A 19,657-nucleotide genomic window follows, 5' to 3' on the forward strand; every position below is an offset into this window, starting at 1 on the left:
GATCAGTCATTGACGGTCTCTCCGGTTTTCTTGCTTTTGAACATGTCCAACGCCAGCATGATCGCACCGACGGTGATGGCGCTGTCGGCAAAGTTGAACGCCGGGAAGTACCAGCGGTTCTGCCAATGCACCAGGATAAAGTCGATCACATGGCCCAAGGCAATGCGGTCGTAGAGGTTGCCCAGCGCCCCGCCCAACACAAGGGCCAGGGCGATAGCCAGCCAGGTGTCATCGCGGCCAAGACGCTTGAGCCAAACTACCAGCACCGCACTGACCACCACCGCGATCAGCGCGAACAGCCAGCGCTGCCAGCCACCGCTATCAGCCAAAAAGCTGAAAGCGGCGCCGGTGTTGTAGGCCAGGGTCCAGCTGAAGTAGTCCGGGATCACCACGATCTGCTGGAACATCTGCAGGGAGCCTTCGAAATGAGCCTTGCTGACCTGGTCGATGACCAGGACCAGCACACTCAGCACGAGCCAGCCCAGACGTCCGAAACGACTGGTGTTAGGCATAGTGGCGAACCTCACCAGCACCCGAGATGTTGTCGACGCAACGACCACAGATTTCCGGATGCTCAGGGTTCACACCGACGTCTTCACGGCAGTGCCAGCAACGGGCGCACTTGGCGAAGGCCGACTTGACCACTTTGAGCTTGAGACCTGGCACTTCGGTGGCGACTGCATCCGCCGGGGCCTGGGCGAATGGCGCCAGGCTCGCGGTGGAGGTAATCAGCACGAAACGCAGTTCGTTGCTCAGCTTGGCCAGATCGGCAGTCAGGCCTTCTTCGGCAAACAGAGTGACTTCGGCTTGCAGGTTGCCACCGACGGCCTTGGCCGCGCGCTGAACTTCCAGCTCCTTGTTCACCGCAGCCTTGACGGCCATCACGCCTTCCCAGTACTCGCGGCCCAATTCGAAATCAGCCGGCAATTCGGTCAGACCTTCGTACCAGGTGTTGAGCATCACCGATTCGTTGCGTTCGCCTGGCAGGTACTCCCACAGCTCGTCGGCGGTGAAGGCCAGGATCGGCGCGATCCAGCGCACCAGCGCCTCACTGATGTGGTACAGCGCGGTCTGCGCCGAGCGACGGGCCTTGCTGTTGGCGCCGGTGGTGTACTGGCGGTCCTTGATGATGTCGAGGTAGAAACCACCCAACTCCTGCACGCAGAAGTTGTGGATCTTCGAGTAAACGTTCCAGAAGCGATATTCGCCGTAATGCTCCTGCAACTCGCGCTGCAGCAACAGGGTACGGTCCACGGCCCAACGGTCCAGGGCGAGCATGTCCTCGGCCGGCAGGATGTCGGTGGCCGGGTTGAAACCGGTCAGGTTCGACAGCAGGAAGCGTGCGGTGTTACGGATACGGCGGTAGGCGTCGGCACTGCGCTGCAGGATCTGCTCGGACACAGCCATCTCGCCCGAATAATCGGTCGAGGCCACCCACAGACGCATGATGTCGGCACCCAGGGTGTCGTTGACCTTTTGCGGCGCAATCACGTTGCCCAGCGACTTGGACATCTTGCGGCCGTTTTCATCCACCGTGAAACCGTGGGTCAACAGCTCGCGGTACGGAGCGTGGTTATCGATGGCGCAACCGGTCAGCAAGGAAGAGTGGAACCAGCCACGGTGCTGGTCCGAACCTTCCAGGTACAGGTCGGCACGAGGCCCGGTCTCGTGGCCCATCGGGTGCGAACCACGCAGCACGTGCCAGTGGGTGGTGCCCGAGTCGAACCACACGTCGAGGGTATCGCTGATCTTGTCGTACAACGGTGCTTCGTCGCCCAACAGCTCGGCAGCGTCAAGCTTGAACCAGGCTTCGATGCCTTCCTGTTCAACGCGTTGGGCCACGGCTTCCATCAGTTCAACGGTGCGTGGGTGCAGCTCGCCGCTTTCCTTGTTGAGGAAGAACGGGATCGGCACGCCCCAGTTGCGCTGACGCGAGATGCACCAGTCCGGGCGGTTGGCGATCATCGAGTGCAGGCGCGCCTGGCCCCAGGCCGGGATGAAGCCGGTGTCTTCGATGGCCTTGAGCGAGCGCACACGCAGGGTGTCGCCGCTGGCCGGCTCTTTGTCCATGCCGATGAACCACTGCGCGGTGGCGCGGTAGATCAGCGGGGTCTTGTGGCGCCAGCAGTGCATGTAGCTGTGTTTGATGGTGTCTGACTTTATCAACGCACCGACTTCGCTCAGCTTCTCGATGATTGCGTGGTCAGCCTTGAAGATGAACTGGCCGCCAAAGAACTCCAGCGATGGCACATACACGCCGTTGCTTTGCACCGGGTTGATGATGTCATCGTTGGTCAGGCCGTATTTCTTGCAGATCACAAAGTCGTCCACGCCATAGGCGGGCGAGCAGTGGACCACGCCGGTACCCGAGCCCAGCTCGACGTAGTCAGCCAGGTAAACCGGCGACAGACGGTCATAGAACGGATGGCGGAAATTGATCAACTCCAGCGCGGAACCGGTGGTGTTGGCAATCACCGAACCCTGCAGCTCGTAACGGGCCAGGCAGGCTTCAACCATTTCCTCGGCCAGCACCAGCAGACGGTCACCAACGTCCACCAGGGCGTAGGTGAACTCCGGGTGTACGTTCAGCGCCTGGTTGGCGGGGATGGTCCACGGGGTGGTGGTCCAGATCACGATGGCCGCTGGCTTGCCCAGGCTCGCCAGGCCAAAGGCCTCGGCCAGCTTGGCGTCGTCCGCGATCGGGAAGGCTACGTCGATGGTCGAGGACTTCTTGTCTTCGTACTCAACCTCCGCCTCGGCCAGGGCCGAACCGCAGTCGAAACACCAGTTCACGGGCTTGAGCCCCTTGAACACGAAGCCACCCTTGACGATCTCGGCCAAGGCACGGATTTCACCGGCCTCGTTCTTGAAGTCCATGGTCTTGTAGGGGTTGGCCCAGTCACCCAATACACCCAGGCGGATGAATTCGGACTTCTGCCCTTCGATCTGCTCGGTGGCGTAGGCACGGCACAGTTCGCGGGTTTTATCCGCGCCCAGGTTCTTGCCGTGGGTCACTTCGACTTTGTGCTCGATCGGCAGGCCGTGGCAGTCCCAACCCGGGACATAAGGCGCGTCGAAACCCGAAAGGGTTTTCGAGCGGATGATCATGTCCTTGAGAATTTTGTTCAGCGCATGACCGATGTGAATCGTGCCGTTGGCATAAGGAGGGCCGTCGTGCAGGACGAATTTCGGACGATCCTTGCCAATTTCGCGCAACTTTCCGTACAGGCCAATACTGTCCCAGCGCTGCAGGATCTGCGGTTCGCGCTGTGGCAGGCCGGCCTTCATTGGGAAGGCGGTGTCCGGAAGGTTTAGCGTGGCTTTATAGTCGGTCATTTAAGGCTCTTCGGTTAGCGATGGGCGCTAGGTGCGGCTAGTGCACGGGCGGCGGCGACATCCGCATTGATCGCCGTTTTCAACGCCTCAAGTGAGGCGAAACGCTGCTCTTCACGCAGCTTCTGGTGGAAAACCACCGTCAAACGCCGGTCATACAGATCACCGGCAAAATCCAAAAGGTGTACTTCCAGGTGGGCCTTGCCATCACCTGCAACCGTGGGCCTGACGCCTATGTTGGCGACTCCCGGCCACGATTGGCCGTCGATGTCGACGCTCACCAGATAAACCCCGGTCAGCGGCACACGGCGGCGTTTGAGTTGCACGTTGGCGGTCGGCGTGCCCAGTTGGCGCGCCAGCTTCTGGCCGTGCAATACCCGTCCGGCAATGCGGAACGGACGACCGAGCAGACGCTCGGCCAAGGCGAAGTCGGCAGCGGCCAGTGCATTACGCACCTGGGTGCTGCTGACGCGCAGCCCGTCCAGTTCGACGGTTTGCGCGGCTTCGACGGTAAAGCCCTGGTTGACGCCGGCCTGTTGCAGGAAATCGAAATCCCCGACACGGTCGCAACCGAAACGGAAGTCGTCGCCGACCTCCAAGTGTTGCACACCCAGGCCATCCACCAGGATACGGTCGACGAATTCGGCGGCGCTAAGGCTTTGCAAACGCTGATTGAAGGCCAGGCAGAGGACTCGGTCCACGCCCTCTTCAGCCAGCAGTTGCAGTTTGTCGCGCAAGCGGGCCAGGCGGGCCGGCGCCGTTTGCGGGGTGAAAAACTCCCGCGGCTGTGGCTCGAAAATCACCACACAGCTGGGCACACCCAACTCGACCGCTCGCTCACGCAGCCGGGCCAGGATAGCCTGGTGACCACGGTGAACACCGTCAAAGTTGCCAATAGTGGCGACGCAGCCCCGATGCTGGGGGCGCAGGTTGTGGAGACCTCGAACCAGCTGCATAACGCGCTTCTTGCTCATAAAGTGGTCGATTATAACCACACCCGGCCCCGGACGACAGGCAACAGCGCAGGCCAAGTGGGTTGATTCGATAAAACACCGGTTTTATTGAGGCAAAGTCCCTAGCTCAGGGACTTGCGATTGAAATCCCGCAGCCGGAAGCCCTGCAGCAGCAACATGCCGAAGTAAACCACAACGCCCGCGACCACCAGCAGGCCCAGGCGCAGGAAGCGTTCCAGCATATGCCCTTCATCCCAGGCGGGCATGAAGTGCATCAAACCCAAGAGCACCGCCGACATCGCGCCCACCGCAACCACCAGCTTGAGCGCAAACAGGCCCCAGCCCGGTAGCGGCTGGAACATCTGCTGCTTGCGCAGTTGATAGAACAGCAGGCCGGCATTGATACAGGCGCCGGCACTGATGGCCAGGGCCAGCCCGGCGTGCGCCAGCGGGCCGATGAATGCAAGGTTGAGCAATTGCGTGACAATCAGCGTAAAGATCGCGATTTTCACCGGCGTACGGATGTTTTGCTGAGCATAGAAGCCCGGCGCCAACACTTTGATCACGATGATGCCGAGCAGACCCACCGAATAGGCAATCAATGCGCGCTGGGTCATGGAGGCGTCAAACGCGCTGAATTGGCCGTACTGGAACAACGCCACCGTCAGCGGTTCAGCCAGGATTCCCAGGGCCAGGGCACAGGGCAGCACCAGCACGAAGCACAGGCGCAGCCCCCAGTCGAGAATACGCGAGTACTCCTGGCGGTCCTTGCTGGCATAGGTGCGCGACAGGGTCGGTAGCAAAATCGTGCCCAGGGCCACACCGAGCACGCCGGACGGCAACTCCATCAGGCGATCGGCGTAGTACATCCACGACACCGAACCCGACACCAGCAACGAGGCGAAGGCAGTGTTGATGATCAGGGAAATCTGGCTGACCGATACCCCCAGGATTGCCGGCAACATGTTGCGGCTCACGCGCCAGACACCGGTGTCCTTCAGGTTCAAGCGCGGCAGAACGAGCATGCCGATCTTTTTCAGGTGCGGCAGTTGGTACAACAACTGCGCCAGGCCACCGGCCAGCACCGCCCAGCCCAGAGCCATCACGGGTGGATCGAAGTACGGCGTGAGGAGTACTGCGAAGATAATCATGCTCACGTTGAGCAAGGTCGGCACGAACGCCGGCACCGAGAACCGGTTCCAGGTATTCAGGATGGCGCCGGCCAGGGATGACAGCGAGATCAGCAATATATAAGGAAAGGTCACCCGCAGCAGATCAGTGGTCAGCGCGAATTTTTCCGGCGTATTGGCAAAACCCGGCGCCGTGGCCCAGATCACCCAGGGTGCAGCGAGCATGCCGGCAATGGTGACCAACATCAAAACCAGCGTCAGCAGGCCCGAGACGTAGGCAATGAAGGTACGGGTTGCCTCTTCGCCCTGCTGAGTCTTGTATTCCGCCAGGATCGGCACGAAGGCCTGGGAAAATGCGCCCTCGGCGAAGATCCGGCGCAGCAGGTTGGGCAGTTTGAAGGCGATAAAGAAGGCGTCCGTGGCCATGCTGGCGCCGAAAATGCGCGCCAACAGAGTGTCACGCACAAACCCCAATACCCGGGAGATCATCGTGATAGAGCTGACCGCAGCCAACGATTTGAGCAGATTCATCGAAAGAGTTTGCGCCTATAGATAAACAGCAGGCGAACAAAGCGCCCACTTATGCGATACTGCGCGCCTGCAACAGCACAGAGCCAAAGCTCGCGAGTTTACAGGTCAAGCGCCGGAAATAAATCACCCGCCTCTTCAGATCGACCACTCAGCAGTTCGCATCAGCCGCCCTTGACAACCCAACAAGTCATCGGCATGATTCGCGGCCTATTTTGTTTGCTATTTCCTAAAAAGTCTTTCGAGGAGCTCGACGGTGGCCAACACACCTTCCGCCAAAAAACGTGCAAAACAGGCTGAGAAGCGTCGCAGCCACAACGCCAGCCTGCGTTCCATGGTTCGTACCTACATCAAGAATGTAGTTAAAGCCATCGACACCAAAGACGCTGCAAAAGCTCAAGCTGCTTACGTTCTGGCTGTGCCTGTTATCGACCGTATGGCCGATAAAGGCATCATCCACAAGAACAAAGCCGCTCGTCATAAGAGCCGCCTGAATGGCCACATCAAGGCTCTGAACGTCGCTGCTGCTGCCTAAGTGGTAACAACTGCAACGCTGGTTTACCGGCGTAACAGTTAAGAAATGCCCCGTACCGAAAGGTTCGGGGCATTTTTGTTTGTGCCTGAAAATCATGGAAACCCGCCCACCATGAAATGCAGGCAAAAAAACGCCCCGAACCAGTCGGGGCGTTTTTGCTACCAGCCGATCAATGCATCAATCAGTGGTGATGACCGCCTTCACCGTGGACGTGACCGTGAGCCACTTCTTCCTGGGAGGCGTCGCGGATGGCAACGATCTTCACTTTGAAGTTCAGGCGCTGGCCAGCCAGAGGGTGGTTACCGTCGACAGTCACGTCATCGCCATCCAGATCGCGGATAGTGACGATCTGCATTTGGCCGTCCGGTGCGGAGGCGTGGAACTGCATGCCCACTTCCAGCTCGTCGACGCCTTCGAACATGCTGCGGCTCAGGGTGCTGACCAGCTCGGCGGAGTATTCGCCGTAGGCATCTTCAGGTTCAACGGCAACGGTCAGCTCATCGCCGACGCTCTTGCCTTCCAGGGCCTTCTCCAGGCCCGGGATGATGTTGCCTGCGCCTTGCAGGTAGACCAGCGGCGCGCCGCCGGCTGAGCTGTCGATGACCTCACCAGCGTCGTTGGTCAGGGTATAGTCGATGGAGACAGCCTTGTTAGCGGCGATCGTCATGGGGGCGAGACCTTTTGCATAAGAATGAAGAACGGACAAGTCTAAACAAGGATTTGCCCGAAAGCGAACAGAACCCGGACCAACGGGACCGACCAACGGTATCCCTCATCATCGGGTTCCACCTGGATGACGATCAGCATTGGGTCGCCGAGCTCTCCTGCGGCCACACCCAGCACCTGCGCCACCAGCCGCCCTGGCAGTCCCGAGGCTGGGTACTCGATACCACGCAACGCCTTGAAAAAATAGGCCAACCCTTTGCCTGCGGCTGGTGTGCGCAAGGGTCGAATAACGATAATCTTGATGCCTGATTCCCGGCAGGTGCTCAACCATAGAGCACCACCGAAGCCATGCACCTCCAGAGAATTCGCATGCAGACTTTTTTTATCGCGCCCACCGATTTTGGTGTGGGTCTGACCTCCATCAGCCTCGGGCTGGTGCGTACCCTTGAGCGAGCCGGATTGAAAGTCGGCTTCTTCAAACCGATTGCCCAGCCGCACCCTGGCGACACAGGCCCCGAGCGCTCCACCGAACTGGTGGCGCGCACCCACGGCCTGAAACCACCCCAACCCCTGGGCCTGGCCCACGTTGAGCGCATGCTTGGCGACGGCCAGCTCGATGAGCTGCTCGAGGAAATCATCACCCTGTATCAGCAAGCCGCCGTGGGCAAGGACGTGTTGATCGTCGAAGGCATGGTGCCGACCCGCAGCGCCAGCTACGCGGCGCGAGTCAACCTGCACCTGGCCAAAAGCCTCGATGCCGAGGTGATCCTCGTGTCGGCTCCGGAGAACGAGGTGCTCACCGAGCTTTCCGGCCGGGTCGAATTGCAGGCGCAACTGTTCGGCGGCCCGAAGGATCCGAAGGTGCTGGGCGTGATCCTCAACAAAGTGCGCACCGACGAAAGCATGGAAGCCTTCTCGGCGCGCCTGAAAGAACATTCGCCGTTACTGCGCAGTGGGGACTTCCGCCTGCTCGGCTGCATCCCCTACCAGCCCGAGCTCAACGCTCCGCGCACCCGCGACGTCGCCGACCTGATGGGCGCGCAGATCCTCAACGCCGGCGACTATGAAAGCCGGCGCATGACCAAAATCATCATCTGCGCGCGCACCATGCGCAACACTGTGGAACTGCTCAAGCCTGGCGTGCTGGTGGTGACGCCAGGTGATCGCGACGACATCATCCTCGCCGTCAGCCTCGCGGCGATCAACGGCGTGCCCCTGGCCGGGCTGCTGCTGACCAGCGACACCCTACCCGACCCGCGCATCATGGATTTGTGCCGTGGCGCGCTCCAGGCCGGGCTGCCGGTGCTGTCGGTAAGCACCGGTTCCTACGACACGGCGAACCTGCTCAACAGCCTCAACAAGGAAATCCCGATCGACGACCGCGAGCGCGCCGAGATCATCACCGATTTCGTCGCCAGCCACCTGGATGCACGCTGGCTGCACCAACGTTGCGGTACGCCACGGGAAATGCGCCTGTCGCCGGCGGTGTTCCGTTATCAGCTGATCCAACGCGCCCAGACCGCCAACAAGCGCATCGTGCTGCCCGAGGGCAGTGAACCGCTGACCGTGCAAGCGGCCGCCATCTGCCAGGCCCGCGGCATTGCGCGCTGTGTGCTGCTGGCCAAGCCTTCGGATGTGGAGGCCGTCGCCCGGGCCCAGGGTATCGAATTGCCCGAGGGCCTGGAGATTCTCGACCCGGACCTGATACGCCAGCGCTACGTCGAACCCATGGTTGCGCTACGCAAGAGCAAGAGCCTCAACGCGCCGATGGCCGAGCAGCAACTGGAAGACAACGTGGTGATCGCCACCATGATGCTCGCGCTGGATGAAGTGGACGGCCTGGTGTCCGGCGTCATTCATTCCACCGCCAATACCATCCGCCCGGCCCTGCAGCTGATTAAGACCGCGCCGGGCTGCACGCTGGTGTCGTCGGTATTCTTCATGCTGTTCCCCGAACAGGTGCTGGTGTACGGCGACTGCGTCATGAACCCGCACCCGAGCGCGGCCGAACTGGCCGAGATCGCGCTGCAAAGCGCCGACTCGGCCGCCGCGTTCGGCATCACCCCGCGCGTGGCGATGATCAGCTACTCCAGCGGTGATTCAGCCAGCGGCGAGGAGGTGGAAAAAGTCCGCGAAGCCACCCTGCTCGCCCACGAACAGCAAAGCTCGCTGCTGATCGATGGCCCGTTGCAGTACGACGCCGCCGCCAACGAAACCGTCGCTCGGCAACTGGCGCCCAATAGCCAGGTCGCCGGTAAAGCCACCGTCTTCGTGTTCCCGGACCTGAACACCGGCAACACCACGCACAAGGCCGTGCAGCGCAGCGCCGACTGTGTGAGCCTGGGGCCGATGCTCCAGGGCTTGCGCAAACCGGTGAACGACCTGCCACGCGGCGCTCAAGTCGACGACATCGTGTACACCATCGCACTGACTGCGATCCAAGCCGCCAACCGCCCCATGGATATTTAAATGCTGGATTTTCTACCTGCCGCCGTGCGCGGGGTCATTGCTTCGCTGCTGCTGGCGCTGAACACGATCCTGCTGTGTTCGTTCCTGTTTATCGTGGCCCTGTTCAAGGCGCTGCCGTTTGCCAAGCGCTTCAGTGAGTGGCTGATGAACCACACCCATGAAGCCTGGGTCACCAACAACAAAGGCTGGATGAACCTGGTGCAGCGTACTCGCTGGCACCTGTCCGGCCTTGAGGGCCTGGACTACCAACACTCCTACCTGGTGACCAGCAACCATCAGAGCTGGGTCGACATCATGGTGTTGCAATACGTGCTCAACCGGCGGATTCGCCCGTTGAAATTTTTCCTCAAGCAGGAGCTGATCTGGGTACCGGTGATTGGCCTGGCGTGGTGGGCGTTGGGCTTCCCGTTCATGAAGCGCTACACCAAGGCTTACCTGGAAAAGCACCCGGAGAAGAAAGGCAAAGACCTGGAAACCACCCGCAAGACCTGCGCGAAGTTTCGTGACAACCCCGTGGGCATCTTCAACTTTGCCGAAGGCACACGGTTTACCCCTGGCAAGCACGCGCAGCAGAACTCACCCTTTCGCTACCTGCTCAAGCCTAAAGCCGGTGGGATTGCGTTTGTGCTGGATGCGATGGGCGAGCAACTGAAGTCACTGGTCAACGTCACCATTCATTACCCGGCCGGGAGCCCGGGGTATTGGGACTTGCTCTGCGGAAATGTGAAGGACGTGGTGGTGCAGTTTGAAGAAGTGCAGATCCCCGCCGCGTTCATCGGCAAGAACTACGAGCAGGATGGGGAGTATCGAACCGCATTCCAGGGCTGGATCAACCAACTCTGGCAGGACAAGGATGCGCTGCTGGACAAGCTGCACACAGAGCACCCAGGCAAAAGGTAATCAAACCTGTGGCAGGGGGCTTGCTCCCGATAGCTGTGGATCAGCCACAAATGGTAATGGCTGATGTACCGCTATCGGGAGCAAGCCCCCTCCCACATTTTTAGATCGCGCCGCGCTGACGCAACAGCTCCAGCACTTGCTTGACGCTCTCTTCCAGCGACAGGGCCTGGGTGTCGATCACCAGATCGGCGTTCAACGGCACGTCATACGGGAAGGATTCGCCAGGGATATTATCCCCACCGGCAGCGTACAAACCTTGCGGATCACGCTCGGCGCACACCAGCGGCGACGCTTGCACATAGACGGTCAGCAGGCGCTCGGCGCCGATCAGCGCCTTGGCCTGTTCACGGCCTTCGGCATCCGGCGCAACGAACGCGGCCAGGGTCAGCAGGCCGGCCTCGTTGAACTGGCGCGCCACGTGGGCGGCACGCCGCCAATTTTCAGTGCGACCGGCACGGTCCTGCGGCAGCCCTTTGTTCAGGTCGTGACGCAGGTTCTGGCCATCCAGCACGAACACTGCACGCCCCATGTCGAACAGCTTGCGCTCAACCGCGTAGGCCAAGGTGCTTTTGCCGGCGCCCGACAGGCCGCTGAACAACACGGTGGCCGGCTGTTGGCCGAAGCGCAACGCACGCTCTTCGGTAGAAACATGCGCCAATTTGCCGTGCTGCGCCGCACCGCCATGACCCACCGGCGGCGCGATGATCATGCCGGCAGCCACGGTGCCATTGGTCAAACGGTCGATGACGATAAACGCACCCGTGGTGCGGTTGCTGTCGTAGCCGTCCAGGGCAATGGCGGCGTCGAGGCTGACCTTGACCCGGCCAATCTCATTGAGTTGCAGCGAACTCGCCGGGCCTTCGGCCAGGGTGTTCACGTCCACGCGGTGCACGATGCTGGTGATGGAACCCGGCACATAGCTGGTGGCGCGCTTGATGTCGTATTTCTTGCCCGGCAGCATCGGCTCTTCAGCCATCCAGACCAGCATGGCGTCGAAGGCGTCGGTCACTTGCGGCACGTTGTCGGCATGTACCAGCAGGTCGCCACGAGAGATGTCGATCTCGTCTTCCATGGTCAGGGTCACGGCCTGGCCCGGGCCTGCGTGCTCCAGCTCGCCTTCAAAGGTGACGATGGATTTGACGCGGCTGCTCTTGCCCGAAGGCAGCACCACCACTTCGTCGCCCTTGTGCACGATGCCGCTGGCCAGGGTGCCGGCAAAACCACGGAAGTTCAGGTTCGGACGGTTGACGTACTGCACCGGGAAACGCAAATCGGTGTAGTTGCGGTCGTTGGCGATCTCGACGGTTTCGAGGATCTCCATCAGCGACTGGCCGGTGTACCAGGGCGAACGCTCGCTCTTGTTCACCACGTTGTCGCCCTTGAGCGCGGACATCGGCACGAATGCCAGGGTGCTCGGCTTGAAGGCGATACCCTCGGCGAACTTCAGGTAATCGGCCTTGATCTGCTCGAATACACCTTGGTCAAAGCCATTGATGTCCATCTTGTTGACGGCCACCACGATGTGTTTGATCCCCAGCAACGAGGCGATAAAGCTGTGGCGACGGGTCTGGGTCTGCACGCCGTAGCGCGCATCGATCAGAATGATCGCCAGGTCACAGGTGGATGCACCGGTGGCCATGTTGCGGGTGTACTGCTCATGGCCGGGAGTGTCGGCGATGATGAATTTGCGCTTGGCGGTGGAGAAATAGCGGTAGGCAACATCGATGGTGATGCCCTGCTCACGCTCAGCCTGCAAGCCGTCGACCAGCAAGGCCAGGTCGATGTCGTCACCGGTGGTGCCGACCTTCTTCGAATCGCGGGTGATGGCTTCCAGGTGATCTTCGTAGATCATTTTGGAGTCGTGCAGCAGGCGCCCGATCAGGGTGCTCTTGCCGTCGTCGACGTTGCCGCAGGTCAGGAAGCGCAACATTTCCTTGCGCTCGTGCTGGCCCAGGTAGGCGAGGATGTCCTCGCTGATCAAATCAGATTGATGCGACATGACAGCCCCTTAGAAATAACCTTGACGTTTTTTGTCTTCCATCGAGCCGGCACCATCGTGGTCGATGACACGGCCCTGGCGCTCGGAAGTTCGCGTCAGGAGCATTTCCTGAATGATGTCCGTCAGCGTCTCGGCTTCGGACTCCACCGCGCCCGTCAACGGGTAGCAGCCAAGGGTACGGAAACGTACTTTCTTTTTGACGATTCGGGCCTTCTCTTCGTCGGAGAGGTGCTCAAGGATGCGGTCATCGTCGATCATGATCAACGTGCCGTTCTTCTCGATCACATCGCGTTCGGCGGCGAAATACAGCGGCACGATCGGGATGCCTTCCAGGTAGATGTACTGCCAGATGTCCAGTTCGGTCCAGTTGGACAGCGGGAACACACGGATCGACTCGCCCTTGTTGACGTTGCCGTTGTAGACGTTCCACAGCTCGGGGCGCTGGTTCTTCGGGTCCCAGCGGTGTTTGCTGTCGCGGAACGAGTACACGCGCTCTTTGGCGCGGGATTTCTCTTCATCGCGACGGGCACCGCCAAAGGCTGCGTCGAAACCATGCTTGTCCAGGGCCTGCTTGAGGCCTTCGGTCTTCATGATGTCGGTGTGCTTGGCGCTACCGTGGGTGAATGGGTTGATGCCCTGCGCCACGCCATCCGGGTTGACGTGGGTGATCAGTTCCAGGCCAAGCTCTTGGACCATTTGGTCGCGGAACTTGTACATCTCCTGGAATTTCCAGCGGGTGTCGACGTGCATCACCGGGAACGGCAGCTTGCCCGGAAAGAACGCCTTGCGCGCCAGATGCAGCATCACGGCGGAGTCTTTACCGATCGAGTAGAGCATCACCGGGTTGTCGAACTCGGCGGCGACCTCGCGGATGATGTGGATGCTTTCCGCCTCCAGCTGTTTCAGATGCGTCAGTTTGTCGACCATGGTTACTCACGGAAAAACGATCTTATGGACGGCCAGCGGGCCGTGTTCGAGCGAGGCATGCTAGCACAGCACCTTCTTCTATTCAGGGCGCCAACTAGATCGAAACGGTATATGAATATGCCCCCAGGTTTGGCATGTGGGAGGGGGCTTGCTCCCGATAGCGGCGGCTCAGCCACCCTTCTCAGACTGACACACTGCCAGCACCGGCAAGCCCCCCGTCGCATGACTCATATCGGGTTCGGGCAGTCAATGAACAAATGTTCCAAGGCGAACCGCCGCGCCAGGTAATCACCCAACGCCTGCACCCCGTAGCGCTCGGTGGCGTGATGGCCGGCGGCGATGAAGCTGATGTTGTTTTCCCGCGCACTGTGGAAGGTCTGCTCAGACGCTTCGCCACTCAGGTACAGGTCGACACCCGCAGCAATCGCCTGGTCGATGTAGCCCTGGCCACCGCCGGTACACCAGCCGACACGGCGGATCATTTCACTGCCTTCGATCAGCAGCGGCTCGCGGCCCATGGCGTCCTGCACACGGCGCGCGAAATCACGGGGCGACAAGGGCTCGACGAGGGAACCGACCAGGCCGACGACCTTGGGGTTGCTCGGGTCCAGCGGGCCTTCGACGGTGATGTCGAGTTGGCGGGCAAGCTGCACGTTGTTGCCCACATCCGGGTGCAGGTCCAGCGGCAGATGGTAGGCGAGCAAGCTGATGTCGTGTTTGAGCAGGGTTTTCAGGCGGCGCTGCTTCATGCCGGTGATGCACGGGTTCTCACCCTTCCAGAAATACCCGTGATGCACCAGCACCAAGTCAGCCTCGGCTTCGACGGCAGCATCCAACAGGGCTTGGCTTGCGGTCACGCCACTGACGATGCGCCGCACTTGCGGGCGACCCTCCACCTGCAGGCCATTTGGGCAGTAATCGGCAATTTTTGCGCTGGCAAGGTAGCGGTCCGCTTCCTCGACGAGGGTGGTAAGGGGGACGGCCATATAAAGACTCCTAAATATCCCGTTCCGAGGCGCTCGCAGCCTCGTATAATGCGCGACATTATGGGCGCTCTCCCGCCCCCTGCAACCTGTCAGGACTTACTTGATGCTCAAGGCACTGCGTTTTTTTGGATGGCCATTGTTGGCTGGCGTGCTGATCGCGATGCTGATTATTCAGCGTTATCCCCAGTGGGTGGGCTTGCCCAGCCTTGATGTCAACCTGCAGCAGGCGCCGCAAACCAGTTCAGTGGTGCAAGGCCCGGTGACTTATGCGGACGCTGTCGTCATCGCCGCGCCTGCCGTGGTCAACCTGTACACCACCAAGGTCATCAACAAGCCGGCGCATCCGTTGTTTGAAGACCCGCAGTTCCGCCGTTACTTCGGTGACAACGACCCCAAGCAGCGCCGCATGGAGTCGAGCCTGGGTTCCGGGGTGATCATGAGCCCCGAAGGCTACATCCTCACCAATAACCACGTGACCAGCGGCGCCGACCAGATTGTCGTGGCCCTGCGCGATGGCCGTGAAACCCTGGCCCGTGTGGTCGGCAGCGACCCGGAAACCGACCTCGCGGTGCTGAAGATCGATTTGAAGAGCCTACCCTCGATCACCATCGGCCGCTCGGAAGGGCTGCGCGTGGGTGATGTGGCATTGGCCATCGGCAACCCGTTCGGTGTTGGCCAGACGGTAACCATGGGCATCATCAGCGCTACCGGGCGCAACCAGTTGGGGCTCAACAGCTACGAAGACTTCATCCAGACCGACGCGGCGATCAACCCGGGCAACTCCGGCGGCGCGCTGGTGGACGCCAATGGCAACCTGACCGGCATCAACACCGCGATTTTCTCCAAGTCCGGCGGCTCCCAAGGCATCGGTTTTGCGATCCCGGTAAAACTGGCGATGGAAGTGATGAAGTCGATCATCGAGCACGGCCAGGTGATTCGCGGCTGGCTGGGGATCGAAGTCCAGCCGTTGACCAAGGAACTGGCCGAATCCTTTGGCCTGACCGGTCGCCCCGGCATTGTCGTGGCGGGGATCTTCCGCGACGGCCCGGCCCAGAAAGCCGGCCTGCAATTGGGCGACGTGATCCTGAGTATTGATGGCGAGCCGGCCGGTGATGGCCGCAAGTCGATGAACCAGGTGGCACGGATCAAACCGACCGATAAGGTGACGATCCAGGTCATGCGCAACGGTAAAGAGATCAACCTGTCGGCGGAAATTGGCCTGCGCCCGCCGCCCGCGCCGGTGAAAGAAGAGGGATAAGTCACATCGCAGGTGCCCGTTCGCGGGCACCTGTAAACGGATGTTTCAAAGCAATTCATTCTCATTAGGCATGTTATATTGTTTCAATATCGCTATTGGAACGCTCTACCATGTCGTCTCGAAAGTTTGTGCCCTTGGCCGGCCTGGCCCTGGGTTTGCTGCTGGACCCCGCCTACGCCGAAGACAATACCGTTGAACTGGATGCCATCAGCGTCACCACCGACGCCTATGAATCCGCCACAGGTCCGGTTGAAGGTTATCGCGCCACGCGCTCCGCCAGCGCGACCAAAACTGACACCGCGATTCGCGACATCCCCCAATCGATCAGCGTGATTCCTGCCACGGTGCTCAAGGACCTGGGCAGCCACAGCGTTGAACGCGCCCTGGAATATGCAGGCGGCGTGTCCAAGCAAAACAACTTCGGCGGCCTGACGCTCTACGAATACAGCGTGCGAGGCTTCACCACCTCCGAGTTCTACCAGGACGGTTTCAGCGCCAACCGCGGCTACCCGAGTACACCGGACACGGCCAATATCGAGCGCATTGAAGTGCTCAAGGGCCCTGCTGCCAGCCTGTATGGGCGTGGAGACCCGGGCGGCACCGTCAACATCGTCACCAAGAAACCTCAACCGGATGCCTTCACCACCCTGCAAACCAGCGCCGGCAGTTGGGACCGCTACCGTACCGCCATAGACGTCAATACGCCGCTGGACAGCGAAGGCAACGCACTGTCGCGGGTCAACCTGGCGGTGGAGGACAACCACAGTTTCCGCGATCACGTGGATGCAAAGCGGGTGTTTGTCGCACCGTCCTTCAGCTTTCAACTGACGCCGGACACCCACCTGCTGGTAGAAAGTGAATTCGTACGCCACAGCTCGACATTCGATCGCGGCATCGTCGCCAACACCGGCATGTCCCGCTCCACATTCCTCGGCGAACCCAATGACGGCAATATCCGCAACCACAACAATCGGATCCAGGCCGCTATCGAACACAGCCTCGACGACACTTGGCAATTGCGCCTGGCCAGCCATTACAAACAAGGCAGCCTTTGGGGCGATGCCTCGGAAAGCCGGGCACTGAACGCCGACGGCCACACCGTCAACCGCCGTTACCGTGAGCGCTCCACCGGCTGGCACGACAGCATCACCCAACTGGAACTGCGCGGCCGGTTCGATATCGGCAGTTGGCAACACGAACTGCTGATCGGCACCGAGTACGAGGACTACCGCAAGAAGGAACGTGTCACCGCGATTGCCGGCAGCCCTTACGCCATAGACGTCTTCCACCCCGTGTATGGCCAGCCCAAACCCAACGGCACGCGCTCCGGCACAGACGTCTATGAACAAGTCAAAAGCCAGGCGCTGAACCTGCAGGATCAGATCGTCTTCACCGACCGCCTGCGCGGCATGCTTGGCGCGCGCTTGGAGCATGTGGAACAAAGCACCGAGGACTTCACGCGCAACCACGCCAAGAGCCGGCAAACCCATGACGCCCTGACCCAGCGCGCCGGCCTGCTGTACCAACTCACACCGCAAGTCGGCCTGTTTGCCAACGCCTCGACATCGTTCAAACCCAATAATGGCCTGGATGCCGGTGGCAAATCCTTCAAGCCGGAAGAAGGCGTGGGCTATGAAGTGGGTATCAAGAGCGAGCTGTTCGACGACCGCCTCAGCACCACCCTTGCCGCCTTCCATATCGACAAGGAAAACGTCCTGGCCCTGGACCCGGCCACCGACACCCAGCGCGCCATGGGCAAGGCCCGCAGCCGAGGTTTTGACCTGCAAGCCAGCGGGCAAGTGAGCGACGCCGTACGAGTCATCGGCGCCTTCGCCTACATCGACGCCGAAGTCACCCAGGGTGACAAAGCCATTCCAACCGGCAGCCGCATTCTCGGCGTGGCCAAGCGCAGCGCCAGCCTGCTGGGCGTGTACGAATTCCAGGATGGCGCGCTGCGCGGTTCGGACCTGGGCGCGGCATTCACCTATGTCGGTGACCGCTCCGGGGAAGCGGGCAGCCACTTCGAATTGCCGGCCTATCACACCGTCGACCTGCTGGCCCATTACAAGGCCAGCGAGCAGGTGACCGTGGGCCTGAACCTCAACAACCTGTTCGATGAAAAATACTACGAGCGCTCCTACAGCACCTACTGGGTCACACCCGGCGAGCCGCGCAACCTGACCCTGAGCTTGACACTCAACTTGTAAAAGGACCCCATCATGCACCCACTCAAACCCCTCGCCCTGGTTGGCCTGCTGTTCGCCACTCAGGTATCGGCACACGGCCTGTGGACCGAAGAACGTCGCGGCAACATCGAAGTGATCTACGGCCATGGCGCCGAGGACAACGCTTTCAAAGCCCAGAAAATCAGCGGCGCCTGGGCCTACGACGCCAGCGGCAAAATGATCCCGGTGACTGTGCAGCGCCTTGACGATCACGCACGCCTCAAGCCGCTCAAGGCACCGGCAGTATTGGCAGTGGCGCTGGATAACGGCATGTGGTCGCAAACGGCGGATAAACAGTGGATCAACAAAGGGCGTACCCAGGTGCCTGGAGCCATTGAGTCGACGCAGACCTTCAAGTACAGCCTGGCGATCTACACACCTGGCGCCAAGCTGCCCAAGCTGGACGCGCTCAAGTTGCTGATCCTGCCGGAAGCCGACCCGCTGACTGTCGGCCCGGGTCGATCATTGCCCGTGCGAGTGCTGCTCGACGGCAAGCCGGTGGCCGGGGTCAAGTTGGTGGGCGATTATCGCAACGCACCGAACACCTTGAGCACCGAAACCGATAAGGACGGACGTGCCCAGGTGCTGGTGCGCAATGAGGGCTTGAACGTGATCGCCGCGCAGGTGGTCGTGCCGCTCAAGGACAACCCCGACGTGGCAACACGTGGGTTATTCACTTCGCTGACGTTCCTCGGCGAACCCCACCACGAGTGAGGGTGTTCAGAGGTCCAACGGCGCTCTTTCACACAGTGTGTTGAGCGCCACTGCCCAATGCGGGTCGTCATTGAGGCACGGCACCAATACCAGCTCCTCGCCCCCCGCTTCGCGGAATTGTTCCAACCCGCGATCGCCGATCTCTTCCAGCGTCTCGATGCAATCAGCGACAAACGCCGGGCACATCACCAGCAGCTTTTTAACCCCCTGCTGAGCCAGGGTCTCAAGGCGCGCCTCGGTGTAGGGTTCGATCCACTTCGCCCGGCCCAGCCGCGATTGAAAAGCCACCGACCACTTGTCTTCGGGCAGCCCCATGCGCGCGGCAAACTCCCGCGCCACACTGAAGCACTGGCCACGGTAACAAGTCGCCCGCACTTCGGGTGACGCGTTGGCACAGCAGTCCGTGGCGCCGTCAAAGGCATGGCTTGGGTTGAGCTTCTTCAAGTGCCGCTCCGGCAGGCCGTGAAAACTGAACAGCAGGTGATCGTAGTCCTGCTGCAGATGCGGCTTGGCACTGGCGACCAAGGCATCGAGGTATTCGGGCTGGTCGTAGAAGGGTTGCAGGATGGCAAGGCGCACGTCGAGCTTTTTGTCCCGCATCACGCGCCGCGCCTCTTCCACCACGGTGGTTACGGTGCTGTCGGCAAACTGCGGATACAGCGGCGCCAGGGTGATATTGCGGATACCTTGGCTGGCCAGCCGGGTCAACACGCTTTCAATCGAGGGCTCGCCATACCGCATGGCCAGCTCGACCGGGCCTTGGGTCCATTGCGCAGTCATCTGCTGCTGCAGGCGACGGCTGAGCACCACCAGCGGGGAGCCTTCTTCCCACCAGATCGAGGCATAAGCGTGGGCCGATTGCTCGGGCCGCTTGATCAGGATCAGCGATACCAGCAAACGCCGCACCGGCCACGGCAGGTCGATCACGTAGGGGTCCATCAGGAACTGATTGAGGTAGCTGCGCACATCGGCCACCGAAGTGGACGCCGGTGAGCCCAGGTTGACCAGTAACAACGCGTGATCCGTCATGCAAC

General features: G+C 60.8%; 16 protein-coding genes. 7 read left to right on the forward strand and 9 right to left on the reverse strand.

Annotation, left to right across the window (positions count from 1 at the left end):
• Positions 1-2 precede the first annotated feature (2 nt).
• The 4 genes from lspA to murJ form a co-directional block, all read right to left on the reverse strand.
• The gene (gene lspA / locus ACQRBV_RS05265; RefSeq protein ID WP_060754850.1) at positions 3-512 is read right to left on the reverse strand and encodes a signal peptidase II; all 510 of its coding nucleotides are present in this window, start codon (positions 510-512) and stop codon (positions 3-5) included.
• Complete coding sequence (gene ileS, locus ACQRBV_RS05270) at positions 505-3,336, reverse strand: isoleucine--tRNA ligase (RefSeq protein ID WP_411985244.1); 2,832 nt, start codon at positions 3,334-3,336, stop codon at positions 505-507. Before ileS ends, lspA begins: the two co-directional genes overlap by 8 nt.
• A 14-nt stretch (positions 3,337-3,350) precedes the next feature.
• Positions 3,351-4,289, reverse strand: coding sequence for a bifunctional riboflavin kinase/FAD synthetase (gene ribF / locus ACQRBV_RS05275; RefSeq protein WP_060754848.1), 939 nt, complete (start codon positions 4,287-4,289; stop codon positions 3,351-3,353).
• A 119-nt stretch (positions 4,290-4,408) separates the two neighbouring features.
• On the reverse strand, positions 4,409-5,947 hold the full coding sequence (gene murJ / locus ACQRBV_RS05280) for a murein biosynthesis integral membrane protein MurJ (protein ID WP_411985243.1): 1,539 nt from the start codon (positions 5,945-5,947) through the stop codon (positions 4,409-4,411).
• 253 nt (positions 5,948-6,200) lie between these two features.
• Between murJ and rpsT the strand changes: the two genes are divergently transcribed.
• On the forward strand, positions 6,201-6,479 hold the full coding sequence (gene rpsT, locus ACQRBV_RS05285) for a 30S ribosomal protein S20 (RefSeq protein WP_060754846.1): 279 nt from the start codon (positions 6,201-6,203) through the stop codon (positions 6,477-6,479).
• Between the two features lie 181 nt (positions 6,480-6,660).
• On the opposite strand, the gene ACQRBV_RS05290 is transcribed toward rpsT, so the two are convergent.
• Positions 6,661-7,146: an FKBP-type peptidyl-prolyl cis-trans isomerase gene (locus ACQRBV_RS05290; RefSeq protein ID WP_060754845.1), complete on the reverse strand. Its 486-nt coding sequence runs from the start codon at positions 7,144-7,146 to the stop codon at positions 6,661-6,663.
• Positions 7,147-7,160: 14 nt separating this feature from the next.
• Between ACQRBV_RS05290 and ACQRBV_RS05295 the strand changes: the two genes are divergently transcribed.
• Genes ACQRBV_RS05295 through ACQRBV_RS05305 form a run of 3 tightly spaced genes read left to right on the forward strand, consistent with a single transcriptional unit; the run spans position 7,161 to position 10,514 of the window.
• On the forward strand, positions 7,161-7,454 hold the full coding sequence (locus tag ACQRBV_RS05295) for a DUF3565 domain-containing protein (protein ID WP_411985242.1): 294 nt from the start codon (positions 7,161-7,163) through the stop codon (positions 7,452-7,454).
• A gap of 60 nt (positions 7,455-7,514) precedes the next feature.
• Positions 7,515-9,614 carry a phosphate acetyltransferase gene (gene pta / locus ACQRBV_RS05300; protein WP_060754844.1) on the forward strand — a complete coding sequence of 700 codons (2,100 nt, stop codon included), beginning with the start codon at positions 7,515-7,517 and terminating at the stop codon, positions 9,612-9,614.
• The gene (locus ACQRBV_RS05305) at positions 9,615-10,514 is read left to right on the forward strand and encodes an acyltransferase (RefSeq protein WP_205345150.1); all 900 of its coding nucleotides are present in this window, start codon (positions 9,615-9,617) and stop codon (positions 10,512-10,514) included. It begins immediately after the preceding gene.
• Between the two features lie 100 nt (positions 10,515-10,614).
• Here ACQRBV_RS05305 and cysN read toward each other — a convergent pair whose 3' ends face one another.
• From cysN to ACQRBV_RS05320, 3 genes are all read right to left on the reverse strand, one after another.
• The gene (gene cysN, locus ACQRBV_RS05310) at positions 10,615-12,513 is read right to left on the reverse strand and encodes a sulfate adenylyltransferase subunit CysN (RefSeq protein ID WP_244697464.1); all 1,899 of its coding nucleotides are present in this window, start codon (positions 12,511-12,513) and stop codon (positions 10,615-10,617) included.
• Positions 12,514-12,522: 9 nt separating this feature from the next.
• Complete coding sequence (gene cysD, locus ACQRBV_RS05315; protein WP_060754841.1) at positions 12,523-13,440, reverse strand: sulfate adenylyltransferase subunit CysD; 918 nt, start codon at positions 13,438-13,440, stop codon at positions 12,523-12,525.
• Positions 13,441-13,667: 227 nt separating this feature from the next.
• Complete coding sequence (locus ACQRBV_RS05320; protein WP_060754840.1) at positions 13,668-14,426, reverse strand: Nif3-like dinuclear metal center hexameric protein; 759 nt, start codon at positions 14,424-14,426, stop codon at positions 13,668-13,670.
• A 103-nt stretch (positions 14,427-14,529) separates the two neighbouring features.
• Between ACQRBV_RS05320 and algW the strand changes: the two genes are divergently transcribed.
• The 3 genes from algW (at position 14,530) to ACQRBV_RS05335 (ending at position 18,623) form a co-directional block, all read left to right on the forward strand.
• On the forward strand, positions 14,530-15,684 hold the full coding sequence (gene algW / locus ACQRBV_RS05325) for a Do family serine endopeptidase AlgW (protein WP_161548304.1): 1,155 nt from the start codon (positions 14,530-14,532) through the stop codon (positions 15,682-15,684).
• A 110-nt stretch (positions 15,685-15,794) separates the two neighbouring features.
• Positions 15,795-17,891, forward strand: a complete 2,097-nt coding sequence (locus ACQRBV_RS05330) for a TonB-dependent siderophore receptor (RefSeq protein ID WP_411985241.1) — start codon at positions 15,795-15,797, stop codon at positions 17,889-17,891.
• A gap of 12 nt (positions 17,892-17,903) precedes the next feature.
• Positions 17,904-18,623, forward strand: coding sequence for a DUF4198 domain-containing protein (locus ACQRBV_RS05335; protein ID WP_244384381.1), 720 nt, complete (start codon positions 17,904-17,906; stop codon positions 18,621-18,623).
• A 6-nt stretch (positions 18,624-18,629) separates the two neighbouring features.
• On the opposite strand, the gene hemH is transcribed toward ACQRBV_RS05335, so the two are convergent.
• A complete protein-coding gene (gene hemH / locus ACQRBV_RS05340; protein ID WP_411985240.1) occupies positions 18,630-19,652 on the reverse strand; it encodes a ferrochelatase in 1,023 nt (340 codons plus the stop codon).
• Between the last annotated feature and the right edge of the window lie 5 nt (positions 19,653-19,657).

It is taken from the genome of Pseudomonas sp. R11F, from assembly GCF_050312575.1.
GTDB classification, from domain to species: domain Bacteria; phylum Pseudomonadota; class Gammaproteobacteria; order Pseudomonadales; family Pseudomonadaceae; genus Aquipseudomonas; species Aquipseudomonas palleroniana.

Bases quoted from the DNA above. Each gene is read 5' to 3' on its own strand.
- lspA (WP_060754850.1), bottom strand. From the start codon at position 512: ATGCCTAACACCAGTCGTTTCGGACGTCTGGGCTGGCTCGTGCTGAGT.
- ileS (WP_411985244.1), bottom strand. From the start codon at position 3,336: ATGACCGACTATAAAGCCACGCTAAACCTTCCGGACACCGCCTTCCCA.
- ribF (WP_060754848.1), bottom strand. From the start codon at position 4,289: ATGCAGCTGGTTCGAGGTCTCCACAACCTGCGCCCCCAGCATCGGGGC.
- murJ (WP_411985243.1), bottom strand. From the start codon at position 5,947: ATGAATCTGCTCAAATCGTTGGCTGCGGTCAGCTCTATCACGATGATC.
- ACQRBV_RS05290 (WP_060754845.1), bottom strand. From the start codon at position 7,146: ATGACGATCGCCGCTAACAAGGCTGTCTCCATCGACTATACCCTGACC.
- pta (WP_060754844.1), top strand. From the start codon at position 7,515: ATGCAGACTTTTTTTATCGCGCCCACCGATTTTGGTGTGGGTCTGACC.
- ACQRBV_RS05305 (WP_205345150.1), top strand. From the start codon at position 9,615: ATGCTGGATTTTCTACCTGCCGCCGTGCGCGGGGTCATTGCTTCGCTG.
- cysN (WP_244697464.1), bottom strand. From the start codon at position 12,513: ATGTCGCATCAATCTGATTTGATCAGCGAGGACATCCTCGCCTACCTG.
- cysD (WP_060754841.1), bottom strand. From the start codon at position 13,440: ATGGTCGACAAACTGACGCATCTGAAACAGCTGGAGGCGGAAAGCATC.
- ACQRBV_RS05320 (WP_060754840.1), bottom strand. From the start codon at position 14,426: ATGGCCGTCCCCCTTACCACCCTCGTCGAGGAAGCGGACCGCTACCTT.
- algW (WP_161548304.1), top strand. From the start codon at position 14,530: ATGCTCAAGGCACTGCGTTTTTTTGGATGGCCATTGTTGGCTGGCGTG.
- ACQRBV_RS05330 (WP_411985241.1), top strand. From the start codon at position 15,795: ATGTCGTCTCGAAAGTTTGTGCCCTTGGCCGGCCTGGCCCTGGGTTTG.
- ACQRBV_RS05335 (WP_244384381.1), top strand. From the start codon at position 17,904: ATGCACCCACTCAAACCCCTCGCCCTGGTTGGCCTGCTGTTCGCCACT.
- hemH (WP_411985240.1), bottom strand. From the start codon at position 19,652: ATGACGGATCACGCGTTGTTACTGGTCAACCTGGGCTCACCGGCGTCC.